This window comes from Polaribacter aestuariivivens (assembly GCF_005885675.1).
Classification (GTDB): Bacteria; Bacteroidota; Bacteroidia; order Flavobacteriales; family Flavobacteriaceae; genus Polaribacter; species Polaribacter aestuariivivens.
In genome coordinates this window covers 123,568-135,542 of record NZ_VANR01000003.1, presented here as the reverse complement: position 1 = coordinate 135,542, position 11,975 = coordinate 123,568, and the positions used below count along the sequence as shown (strand labels likewise).

The window sequence follows — 11,975 nt, the reverse complement described above, 5'->3', positions numbered from 1 at the left end:
AGTTTGGTTATAAGTAGTTACAAATTGCTATTTGTTACAAACTTTTTACAAGTTTGTATTCTGGATAAGTTTCTTCTAAAAGTTCTTCTGCTTTATTAGGCATAAGATAAGCTGTTACATAAAACAAAATAATAATTAAAACAGCAGAAAAAGAAACTACTAACAACCAGCTGTTGTCTAATGAACTAAAAGAAACGTTTGTAAGGTTTATAAAGTTAAAAATATTAATAAAAGCCAATCCTGTAAATCCTTGTCTTGTTTCACCAATCATTGCTTCTAATAAAAATATCTTCTCTTGTTTTTGCTGTTTTTGTTTTTGCTGTTTTCTTTGTTTGTAAATTTGAAACATATCAAAAACGACAATTCCAAACAGAGCTGTAAGAATTACATATTCTGAAAATGGAATTTTTAAAATAAAAAATAATAGTATTGTGAAACCAAAAGTGAGTAAAACTTTTGGCAGTGTAAACCACTCTTTAAAAAAACGCCATAATATTTTTCTGTAGCGTTTATTCATTTGTTTTTGTTTGGCTTCAATAACATCCATAAAACCAAAAATGCCAAATTTTTTAAATGATTTATCACGAGCTTCTTCAAAAGATAAACTTGGTGTTTCCGTACAAATTTCTTCAATATCATTGGCTAAATGATCTACCAATTCTGTTTGTACATCATAATGATACACGTAATGCTGTCTTGTAAATTTATAAAGTTGATTGATTTGGTTTTGAGTTAATTCCATTTTTATGAAATTTTATATTTTTGAATTGCTTCTTGATGTTTTTTAAAGAAATAATGACAAATAAAAACTACCGCAAAACCTGCGCTAACAAAGCCTGTAAAAATAGGATTCAGTTCTCCTTCTTCATTAAAAACTGTACCCAAAACTGCCCCTAGTATTAAAAAAATGATACCAAAATATTGAGTTTTTAAAATAAAGCTAAATGTGGTTTTCTGTTTAGATACAATTGTTTTTATAAAAATATATACAACATAGCAAACCATTACAGCTGAAAATGACAAAAGAAACCCGTTTACAAAGTTTGCAAAACCAACAGTTGCGTTTACGGGAAATAACTTAAAAATTAATACGGGTAGTATGTATGCTGTTAAGTATAAGAAGTAAAAAGATCTAAATTGCTTTATGGCCTTTTTTACAACAATTTTAGATTCGGAAAAGAACATTCCAAAATAGAAACTAGAGGTTTCTCTAAAATGTTTTTCCCATCTAATTCTAGTCATCGCAAAAGCATTTTCAAAAGAAATATTTTTTTGCATAAAGTTTTCGATATCAGAAATAATATGATCTAAAATTTCTACTCTTAAATCTATAAAACCGAAATTTTTAGAATTTAAATACTCTTCAACTTTATGAATTTGCTGTGTTGTTAATTCCATCTTACTCCAAACTAAATTTAGGATTTACTAAGTGTTGCATTGTTTTTAAAAACTCTTGCATTTCAGCTAATTTATTGGCTGTTTCTTTAGTTCCATTTTCGGTTAATTTGTAATATTTACGGAGTCTGTTGCCTACTTTTGCAACCTCTACATCTAACAAACCATCTGCTTCTAATTTGTGTAAAGCTGGGTACAAAGCACCTTCTGTAATTTGCAATTCGCCTTTTGTAAGTTCTTTTACATGTTGCGTAATTTCGTAACCATACATTTTATCGTTACTTTCTAATAACTTTAAAATAATAGTTTGTAAAGAGCCTTTGTATAATTTCTGATTTCCCATTTTTTGATGTGTAATCGTTTGTTTGTGTATTCGTGTAACTGTTTAATTGTTTTCACTATCACTTCGAGTGATTTCGGTTTTTTCAATCGAAATTGTTCCCGAAGTTTCGGGAGAGAAGCTTTATATGTTCTCGATTCAAAATTTCTGAAAAAGAAGTTTCACTCGAACTGACAGTTTTTTAACTCACATCAAATATACATAATTTTTTGATGCATAGAAATCTTAGGTATAAAATTTTTCACAAAAAAAATCCTAAGAAAATTAATTCTTAGGATTTAATAGGTTTTACTTTTCTTATACTCATTAATAAGAAGCATGAGTAAGAGTTCCTTCCCTTTAGGAAGGTTAGGATGGGATTTCTACTTTCAACACCTCAGCAATAATTCTTTCTAAATCTGCTTTTGGCAAAGCACCATTTGCCATTTGTGGTTCGCCTTCTGTAGGACAAAACAACATAGAAGGTATGCTTCTAATGCCGAAAGCCGCAGACAATTCTTGTTCTGCTTCTGTATCTATTTTATAAATATCTATTTTGCCTTCATATTCTTTGGAAAGTTGCTCTAAAACTGGCGCTAACATTTTACAAGGACCACACCAATCTGCATAAAAATCTATCAATGCTGGTCTTTCTCCTTCGAATTTCCACTCCTTGTTTTCTTCAAAATTAAAAACCTTTTTTAAGAAGGTTTCTTTTGTTAAATTTTCTGTCATAATTTAAAATATTCTTTTCGATAGTGTCGAAAAATCATTAATTCTGTCTTTCCTGTAAAAACAGAAATCTCTATTTTTCTCAATTCAATTGAGATTCTTTTTTGTCTTCAATAAATATTAAAGAATTTACTTTTATTATTGTGCAAAAGTAGTCGTTTTTAAGCTTTTTACCTTACAATTAGGCTTTTTAGCAGTTTTTAAAACAATTAAATTTCTGTTAAATTATTATATATAAGCTAATTAACTAAAAAACTTTACTGTAATTTTGATTTCAAAATCAAATAATAATCAAAATGAAAAAAATACTAATTCCTATTCTTTTTGCAAGTGCAATTATTGTTTCTTGCAAGACTGAAACTAAAACTACAGCCATAAAATTGACATATCCAAAAACAACTAAAAAACCAGTTATAGATACTATTTTCGGAACCAAAATCATAGATAATTATAGGTGGTTAGAAGATGATAAAAGTGAAGAAACTAAAGCTTGGGTAAAAGCGGAAAACGAAGTGACTTTCGATTATTTAAGTAAAATTCCATATCGTGAAGACTTAAAAAACAGATTGTCAGAGTTATGGAATTATGAAAAAGTAGGAGCGCCTTTTAAAGAAGGTGATTACACCTATTTTTACAAGAATAATGGATTGCAGAACCAATATGTGGTGTATCGAAAAAAAGGAGATTCTAATGCTGAAGTGTTTTTAGACCCCAACACTTTTTCTAAAGACGGTACAACATCTTTGGGAAATTTGAGCTTTTCTAAAGATGGAAAAACAGTTGCCTATTCAATTTCAGAAGGTGGTTCTGATTGGAGAAAAATAATTATCATAGATGCTGAAAGTAAAAAAGTAAAAGAAGACACATTAGTTGATGTAAAATTCTCTGGTATTTCTTGGTACAAAAACGAAGGTTTTTACTACTCTTCTTATGATAAACCTAAAGGAAGTGAATTGTCTGCGAAAACAGATCAACATAAATTATATTACCACAAATTAGGAACATCACAAAAAAGCGATCCTGTTATTTTTGGAGAAATACCTTCCGAAAAACACAGGTATGTTGGTGGTTCTGTAACAGAAGACGATAATTATTTAATAATCTCTGCATCAATTTCAACCTCTGGAAACAAATTATTTTTGAAGGATTTATCGAAACCAAATAGCAAATTAATTACGATTATAGACAATGTAAGAAGTGATACCTATGTCGCAGAAAACAGGGGAAGCAAATTGTATTTAGTTACCAATTTAAATGCTCCTAATAAAAAAGTAGTAACTGTAGATGTGAAAAATCCAACTCCAGAAAATTGGATAGATTTTATTCCAGAAACAGAAAACGTATTGAGTTTAAGTTCCGGGGCTGGTTATTTCTTCGCGAATTATATGGTAGACGCTGTTTCTAAAATTTTACAATACAATTTCGATGGAAAATTAATACGAGAAGTAAAACTACCAGGTGTTGGTTCTGCTGGTGGTTTTGGAGGTAAAAAGGATGCAAACGAATTGTATTTTTCGTTTACTAATTATAGCACTCCAAGTTCTTCTTATAAATTCAATACAAAAGACGGAACATACGAATCTTATTGGAAACCATCCATTGCTTTTAATGCAGATAGTTATACAAGTAAACAAATTTTTTACACTTCAAAAGATGGGACAAAAATCCCGATGATTATCACGCATAAAAAAGATGTAGAATTAAATGGAAAAAATCCAACGATTTTATATGGTTATGGAGGTTTCAACGTAAGTTTAACTCCAAGTTTTAGCATTGCAAATGCGGTTTGGATGGAACAAGGAGGTGTTTATGCAGTTCCTAATTTACGTGGTGGTGGAGAATATGGAAAAGAGTGGCATGATGCAGGGACACAACTAAAAAAACAAAATGTTTTTGACGATTTTATTGCGGCTGCAGCATATTTAATCGACGAAAAATATACTTCAAGTGACTTTTTAGCCATTCGTGGAGGTTCTAATGGAGGTTTATTAGTGGGAGCAACAATGACACAAAGACCCAATTTAATGAAAGTTGCTTTGCCAGCTGTTGGTGTTTTAGATATGTTGCGTTATCATACCTTTACAGCAGGTGCAGGTTGGGCTTACGATTATGGAACTGTAAACGATAGCAAAGAAATGTTTAATTATTTAAAAGGCTATTCTCCAGTTCATAATGTAAAAGAAGGCACAAAATACCCAGCAACTTTGATAACTACTGGAGATCATGATGACAGAGTTGTGCCAGCACACAGTTTTAAATTTGCAGCAGAATTACAGGAAAAACAAGCTGGTGAAAATCCTGTATTAATTAGAATAGAAACCAATGCAGGTCATGGAGCAGGAACACCTGTTGCAAAAACCATTGAACAATATGCAGATATCTTTGCTTTTACCTTGTTTAATATGGGTTTTGAACAGTTGCCAAATAACCTAAAAAGTAGAATTAAATCTTAATCAAAAAAAAGTGTAACAATTTGTTATATATTGTTACTAATATTCAAACAATCAAATACATATAATATATGAAAACAATTAAAAAAGTATTTTTTACAACAGCAATTGCTTCATTAGCTTTTGTAGCCTGTAAAAATGATAAAAAAGAAGATCGTTCTGCAGGAATTATATTAGAAAATATGGATACTTCTGTAAAACCTTCAGATGATTTCTTTAAACACGTAAACGGAAATTGGATAAAAAATACAGAAATTCCAGATGATGAAACTTCTTGGGGTGGTTTTAACGAACTTCGAAAAAAAACAAATGAAGATGTTTTAATTATTTTAAATGAAGCTATTGAAGAAAAAGATTTTCCGAAAGTAAAAGATGCACAAGGAAATGAAATTGATTCTGATCAAGAAAAAGCAGTAAATTACTACCAAACAATAATGGATACTGTTGCAAGAAATAAACAAGGTAAAGCACCAGTAATGCCTTTTTTAGCAAAAGTAGATGAAATTAAAACTAAAAAAGATGTAGAAAACTATATCACGAATATGGCACCTTATGGTGGAGGTGGTTTTTATGGTTTTGGCGTTTTTAACGACCTAAAAAACAGTAGTGAATATGCTGGTTATTTAGGTGGTGGATCTTTAGGTTTGTCTAGAGATTATTATGTAGATGCAAAAGTATCAGATAAGCTTGAAAAGTATCAAGAATTTGTAGCTAAAATGTTACAAGAATTTGGTGATGATGAAGCTACTGCAAAACAAAACGCAGCAACCATTGTAGCCTTCGAGAAAAGTTTAGCAGAACCAATGATGACTAAAGAAGAAAGAAGAGATACACGTAAAATGTACAACCCAATGACTGTAGCAGAACTTACAGAATTAGCTCCTGCAATAGATTGGAAAGCACATTTAACAGGAATTGGTGTGGCTGATTTAGATAGAATTATTGTAACAGATCCTGGATATTTTAAAGCCATGAATGATATTTTTAAAAATCGTTCTGTTGAAGATATTAAACTTTTATTACGTTGGAACACCATTAACAGCTCTTTAGGTTCTTTATCTACAGATTTAGAAACTGCAAACTGGGAGTTTTATAGTAAAGAAATGCGTGGTGCAAAAAAACAACGTCCAAGAGACGAACGTGCTTTGGGTAACTTAAATGGTGCAATTGGTGAAGCTTTAGGAAAATTATATGTAGATAAAATGTTTCCTCCAGAAGCAAAAGCAAAAGCAAAAGAAATGATTGATAACGTAATGTTAGGTTTTGAAAAGCGTATTGCACAATTATCTTGGATGAGTGAAGAAACCAAAGAAAAAGCATTAGAAAAACTACACAAATTAACAGTAAAGATTGCGTATCCTGATGTTTGGAAAGACTACTCTAAATTACAAGTAAAAGGTTTAGAAGAAGGTGGTTCGTATTTTGAAAATGCTATTAATGTTACCAAATGGAACTATGAAGAAAATATGGCAAAACTTGGTAAAGAAGTTGATAGAACAGAATGGGGTATGTCTCCACAAACTGTAAATGCATATTTTAACCCAGTAAATAATGAAATTGTTTTTCCAGCAGCCATTTTACAACCTCCTTTTTATGATTATAAAGCAGATGAAGCTGTAAACTATGGTGGAATTGGAGCTGTTATTGGTCATGAAATTTCACATAGTTTCGATGATTCTGGAGCACGTTTTGATGGTGATGGAAACTTAAAAAACTGGTGGACAGAAAAAGATGCTGAAGAATTTAAAAAAGTAGGAGACAAACTAGTAGCACAATTTAGTAATATTGTAGCGATTGACAGTATGAAGTTGAATGGTGAGTTCACTTTAGGAGAAAATATTGGAGATTTAGGTGGTGTACAAGCAGCATATGAAGGCTTACAAATTTTCTATGAAAAAAACGGTAGACCTGGTAAAATTGATGGTTATACTCCAGAACAACGTTTTTTCCTTTCTTGGGGAACTATTTGGAGAACTAAAATGCGTGATGAAGCTCTTAAAAACAGAATTATGACAGATACGCATGCTCCAGGAATGTACAGAGCATATATGCCTCTAAAAAATGTGGATGCTTTTTACGATGCTTTCGATGTGAAACCAGGAGATAAAATGTATTTGAAACCAGAAGATAGAGTAAGAATCTGGTAAGGTTGCAAACCTTTTAAGTACGATTGTATTTTAAAAGAATTTTACTAAAATTTTTAAATTAAAACCGATGCGAAAGTGTCGGTTTTTTTTGTTGAATAAATACTTTGTTTAAATTAAAAAACAAAGGCATATACTATTCGTTATTTTTAAAAAAGGAAAAACTGTATGGAGAGTTTTTTGAATCATAAATTGTTATTTTTGCAAAATGTTAAACGTTCAAAATATATCTTTTAGTTATACAAAAAATAAAACAGTAATAAATAACTTCAACTTTACTTTAAATGAAGGAGAACACCTGTGTGTAATGGGCGAAAGTGGCTGTGGAAAATCTACACTTTTAAAAGTAATTTACGGGTTGTTAGATTTAAAAAAAGGAACAATTTTTTGGAAAAAAAATCAAGTTTTAGGGCCAAAAGAACATTTAGTTCCAGGGATGGAATTTTTTAAATATGTAGCTCAAGATTTTGATTTGATGCCTTATACTTCTGTTTCAGAAAATATAAAAAAACACTTGTCACGCTTTTATCCTACAGAAAGCGAAAAACGTACCCAAGAATTATTGGAAGTTATAGAAATGACAGCTTTCGAAAAAACGAAAGTGAAAAATTTAAGTGGCGGACAAAAACAACGTGTTGCTATTGCTAGAGCTTTGGCAAAAGAACCAGAATTACTACTTTTAGATGAACCTTTTGGGCAAATAGATAATTTTAAGAAAAATACTTTAAGAAGACACTTGTTTGCTTATTTAAAAGAAAAAAATATTGCCTGTATTGTTGCTACACACGACAAAAATGATGCTCTTTCTTTTGCAGATAAATTACTAATTATTCGTAACAATAAAATTATAGTTAACGACGCTCCAAAAGAGATTTACAACAATCCAAAAGAAAAATACGTTGCTGCTTTGTTTGATGATGTCAATGAAATTACGATTGATGGAAAAACACACCTATTATATCCTCATCAAATTAAAGTTGTAAAAAATTCAGATAAAAAAGCAATAGTGCTCAATTCTTATTTTAAAGGCTCTTATTGGTTAATTGAAGCAGCGTTTCAAAATACGACCATCTACTTTAATAGTGATAACCCTTTGAACGATAAAAAAGAAATAGCGCTATCTTTTTAGATAACTCAAAGCTCTAAAAAATTTAGTTTGATTCTAAATTCTTTTTTAAGTACCTTTCGCTAACTTCGTATATAACGAATTAAAACTCGGCCATATACGAAAGCACGTTAGGTGCAAGTGAAAAAAACCGCAGATGAAAAAACCAAAACTGAACATAAATGAAAATGACATTCTATTCTTTGATATGGACGGAACATTAGTGGATACAGATTTTGCGAACTTCTTATCGTACAAAAAAGCAATACAATCGTTCATTCAATCCGAAAATGAAATTGAATTCAATCCAAATGATAGATTTAATCGTGCTTCACTAAAAATTGCAGTTCCAAATCTAACGGAAACGGAATATGAAAAAATAATTCAAAAGAAAGAGGAACTTTACAAAGAACATTTATCGAAAACAAAACTAAATAAATCTGTTGTGGACATTCTACTAAAACATCACAAAACAAATAAAACAGTACTGGTAACAAACTGTAGAAAAGATAGAGCATTGATGACATTAAACTATCATAAGCTTACCGATAAGTTTAGCAATATATTTTTTAGAAAGATTTCGGAAAATGGAAAGCGAATAAATAAATACAAAAATGCAATATCAAGTTTGAGCCTATCGGCTCAAACTGTTATTGTTTTTGAAAATGAAAAATCTGAAATTGAAGATGCTATTCTCGCAGGAATTTCTATTAATAAAATTTTAAGTCTTTAAACTATGAAGTCATTTACAATTAAACAAAATGAATACTTAAATCAAGATACCCAAGGTTATTATCACACTGATTATGTTGCGTACGAAAACCGTGATGAAGTCGATAATTATCCAATGTATATTCTTACCTTAAAAAATGACCTTGAACGTAAATGGTGGTTATCTAAACTACAAAATGCACAAAGTGAATTATTGAAAGTTCTTCTAAAAGACCTACCTAATATTTTAAAAGAAAGTAAATTAGAAAAAATGACGGTTTGTGTTGTTCCAAGAGCTAAAGCTGATAATACATATCGTCAAGACCAACTACTTTTCAAAGCAACTGTTAAAGATGCAGTTAATCAATTAGGCAATGATTTTAAAGATGGAACAAATTTTATAGCAAGAAATAAAAATACCAAAACAACACACTTAAGAAAAGCTGTTGATGGTTTTGTTAATGATGGTTCAGAACCATATTCAGGTATAAGTGTCGCAACGTGTCACTTTTCAAATAATATTAAAGGGCTTGACATACTTTTGATAGATGATATCTACACAAAAGATGTAGATATTGATGAAGATATGATACAAGCATTACTAAATTGTGGTGCAAATTCAGTAACTTTCTATTCAATTGGAAAAACTATTGACCACTAAACAGATTTTATCTTTTAAACTATTAATATGAAATACACAGACAACGCAATAAATATTATAACTACTAAAACCTATAAAGGAATTGGTAGGGCTTGGATTGTTAAATATTTGAAAGGCAATGAAAGTGTCGATAAAATTGTATCATTAATAAATAACAACTCAAAGCAAGAAGAATTAATAACAGTTGATGATTTCGAGTTTAACAAAAACCAAACTATAAATCAAATCGAAATATTTGAAGATAGTTGTGATGGTCTTGTCGCAATCGGAGATAGAAACTTTCCAAAATATAGAGGAAATGTGAAAGAAAGTGAAAGACCAATATTTCTTTTTTATAAGGGAGATTTAAGTTTAATTGACTTTGATAATAATAATGTAACTGTTATTGGACTTCTAAATCCTGACGAAAGAATAGAAAGTAGAGAACAAAAAATAGTTTCAGAAATTGTAAAAAAAGGGATTACAATTGTGAGTGGTTTAGCATTTGGCTGTGATAGTATCGCTCATAAACAAGCACTTATTGGAGGAAAAACTGTTGCTTTTTTGCCAAGTCCACTTTATAAAATAATGCCAGCAAAAAATAAGAGTTTAGCATTCGAGATAGTTCAAGAAGGCGGACTTTTAGTGTCTGAATATTTTGACGAGCATAAATCAGGAATGGATTTAAGTAGTCGATATAAAGACCGTGACAGATTACAAGCATTATATTGTGATACTATAATTTTGGCTGCAAGTTATGCTCAAGATACCGCTGAAAGATGGAAATTATTTGGTCAAAAATTGGACAGCGGAGCAAGATTGGCGATGGGATTTGCAAAAGACTATAATATCCCAAGAGCTGTTATGTATGACCAAAATCTTGATGCTAATAATCCAATGTTCGATTTAAATCGCGAGTTAATTAATGCCGACAAATCAGTTACAACTTTGACTCAAAAAAGTTTGGAAGATATTATAGACAATATTGATTTAAATAAAGAAAAGGCAATTAGACAAAACAATTTTCAGACTGAATTATTCGGATAAATGCTAAATAGAAACAAGCGGAATGGAACAACACCTGCACCTAACAATGTATATAAAAAATTGCTGTTAAGTGTTTAATCCAAAGGTCTTTTTTTATTTTTTAGGTCAGTTCTAAACCGAAAATTTTGCGCTTATTTACACGCAACTTTTCATATACTTAAACGTTAGCGAAAACCTTAAAAAACCTCTTCAATTTTAATGGAATTTCCATTAAACACAATCACGTCTTGTTCTTGTTTTCCTAACAACAATTTACCAATTGGCGAAGAAATAGAAATTGCAAAATAATCTTTACCACAAGCTGTTAGCTTGCCTGCTGAAATGGATAAAAAATAATTGGCTTTATCTGTTTTTATAATATTTCCTAAATGAGCAGTTTTAGATTGTTTTGATATGTCAATTCTATTTAAAATCTCTTTCATTTGAGTAATTCCAGCCAATTGCTGACCCGCTTTTTCCATTTCTAATTGCAACATGGCACGTCCTGTTTCGTGTTTATCGCCAGCAGAACTTTTGGTTTCAGATTGTAGTGCTTTTTGGTTAGATGAAATTACTTCTTCTATATTCTGTAAACGTCTGTTTACAAAAGCTTCACATTGTTTAAAAAGTGCTTCTTTTAAATTCATTTTCTAAAATAAATGCAAAAGCTCCAAAATTTCCATGGTGTGAGATAGAGCATGATTTTGTGAGTTTTTTTTCGTTATAATAATAGGTTGGAGCTCCAATACTTGATTTTCTTTTTTCTATTTTTTTTGGTAAAAAGCCTGTTATTTCAGCAAGTTTTGATTTGACGTCATTATCAATCGTTTTTTGGAATCCAATATTAAAAAAGTTGGCTACTTTTTTTTGCTGGTTTTTCGCTATTGTGTGCAAATAAAAATCCTTAAAAACAGTGGTTGTGTAAAATGTGATATCTTCAAAAACCACCATTCCTTTATCCTTAGAAATTAAACTACATTCAAATTTTTTAGGAGCAAAAAAACGTTTTTCAATTGTTTGAGTATAACATTTGTATACAGCCTCTTTCATCGACCAAAAATGCCATACTTGTAAAAAGGAATCATTGGTATTTAAAATAATTTCTTGTTCATTTTTAGTGAATTGCTTCTCTAAAAACCCTTTTCGTTTCCAATCGCTTTGGGTTTTCGCCAAATTTAAATCAACAATATCATTTCCAATATTAGGCATTCATTTTTTCTTGTATAATTGCTACAGTTGCTTTTACAGATAACATTTTTTCCATAGCATCATTATCAATTTCGATGTCAAATTCATCTTCTACATCCAAAATAATATCTACTAAATTGGCAGAATTTATTTCTAAATCATTTATAAAATCTGTTTCTTCAGATATGTTTTTAAAACCTTCTTCATTTTGAACATAAGGCTTTACAATCGTAGTTAGTTTTTTTATGATTTCTTCTTTTGTCAT

The 11,975-nt window shown here is 30.2% G+C and carries 13 protein-coding genes; 6 read left to right on the top strand and 7 right to left on the bottom strand.

Annotated elements, in window-relative coordinates; genetic code table 11:
• Positions 1-34 precede the first annotated feature (34 nt).
• The 4 genes from FDT66_RS06655 to trxA form a co-directional block, all read right to left on the bottom strand.
• Positions 35-742 carry a hypothetical protein gene (locus FDT66_RS06655; protein ID WP_138535390.1) on the bottom strand — a complete coding sequence of 236 codons (708 nt, stop codon included), beginning with the start codon at positions 740-742 and terminating at the stop codon, positions 35-37.
• A gap of 2 nt (positions 743-744) precedes the next feature.
• Positions 745-1,398, bottom strand: coding sequence for a hypothetical protein (locus tag FDT66_RS06650; protein ID WP_138535389.1), 654 nt, complete (start codon positions 1,396-1,398; stop codon positions 745-747).
• Position 1,399: 1 nt separating this feature from the next.
• Positions 1,400-1,738 (bottom strand): PadR family transcriptional regulator, encoded by a 339-nt coding sequence (locus FDT66_RS06645; protein ID WP_138535388.1) that lies wholly within the window; start codon positions 1,736-1,738, stop codon positions 1,400-1,402.
• A 345-nt stretch (positions 1,739-2,083) separates the two neighbouring features.
• Positions 2,084-2,449, bottom strand: a complete 366-nt coding sequence (gene trxA, locus FDT66_RS06640; protein ID WP_138535387.1) for a thioredoxin — start codon at positions 2,447-2,449, stop codon at positions 2,084-2,086.
• Between the two features lie 293 nt (positions 2,450-2,742).
• Here trxA and FDT66_RS06635 point away from each other — a divergent pair, with 293 nt between their 5' ends.
• The 6 genes from FDT66_RS06635 (at position 2,743) to FDT66_RS06610 (ending at position 10,543) form a co-directional block, all read left to right on the top strand.
• The gene (locus FDT66_RS06635) at positions 2,743-4,899 is read left to right on the top strand and encodes a prolyl oligopeptidase family serine peptidase (RefSeq protein ID WP_138535386.1); all 2,157 of its coding nucleotides are present in this window, start codon (positions 2,743-2,745) and stop codon (positions 4,897-4,899) included.
• Between the two features lie 68 nt (positions 4,900-4,967).
• Positions 4,968-7,043 (top strand): M13 family metallopeptidase, encoded by a 2,076-nt coding sequence (locus FDT66_RS06630; protein ID WP_138535385.1) that lies wholly within the window; start codon positions 4,968-4,970, stop codon positions 7,041-7,043.
• A 205-nt stretch (positions 7,044-7,248) separates the two neighbouring features.
• Entirely contained in the window at positions 7,249-8,169 is a 921-nt protein-coding gene (locus tag FDT66_RS06625) for an ABC transporter ATP-binding protein (RefSeq protein ID WP_138535384.1), read from the top strand.
• 133 nt (positions 8,170-8,302) lie between these two features.
• The gene (locus tag FDT66_RS06620; RefSeq protein ID WP_138535383.1) at positions 8,303-8,878 is read left to right on the top strand and encodes an HAD hydrolase-like protein; all 576 of its coding nucleotides are present in this window, start codon (positions 8,303-8,305) and stop codon (positions 8,876-8,878) included.
• 3 nt (positions 8,879-8,881) lie between these two features.
• On the top strand, positions 8,882-9,517 hold the full coding sequence (locus tag FDT66_RS06615) for an amidophosphoribosyltransferase (protein ID WP_138535382.1): 636 nt from the start codon (positions 8,882-8,884) through the stop codon (positions 9,515-9,517).
• Between the two features lie 27 nt (positions 9,518-9,544).
• Positions 9,545-10,543 carry a DNA-processing protein DprA gene (locus FDT66_RS06610; RefSeq protein WP_138535381.1) on the top strand — a complete coding sequence of 333 codons (999 nt, stop codon included), beginning with the start codon at positions 9,545-9,547 and terminating at the stop codon, positions 10,541-10,543.
• A gap of 176 nt (positions 10,544-10,719) precedes the next feature.
• On the opposite strand, the gene FDT66_RS06605 is transcribed toward FDT66_RS06610, so the two are convergent.
• From FDT66_RS06605 to FDT66_RS06595, 3 genes are read right to left on the bottom strand one after another with little or no spacing between them, the layout of a single operon-like run.
• Entirely contained in the window at positions 10,720-11,169 is a 450-nt protein-coding gene (locus FDT66_RS06605) for a 3-oxoacyl-ACP synthase (RefSeq protein WP_138535380.1), read from the bottom strand.
• Positions 11,144-11,731: a 4'-phosphopantetheinyl transferase family protein gene (locus FDT66_RS06600; RefSeq protein WP_138535379.1), complete on the bottom strand. Its 588-nt coding sequence runs from the start codon at positions 11,729-11,731 to the stop codon at positions 11,144-11,146. The genes FDT66_RS06605 and FDT66_RS06600 overlap by 26 nt, the downstream gene beginning before the upstream one ends.
• The gene (locus FDT66_RS06595; RefSeq protein WP_138535378.1) at positions 11,724-11,975 is read right to left on the bottom strand and encodes an acyl carrier protein; all 252 of its coding nucleotides are present in this window, start codon (positions 11,973-11,975) and stop codon (positions 11,724-11,726) included. The genes FDT66_RS06600 and FDT66_RS06595 overlap by 8 nt, the downstream gene beginning before the upstream one ends.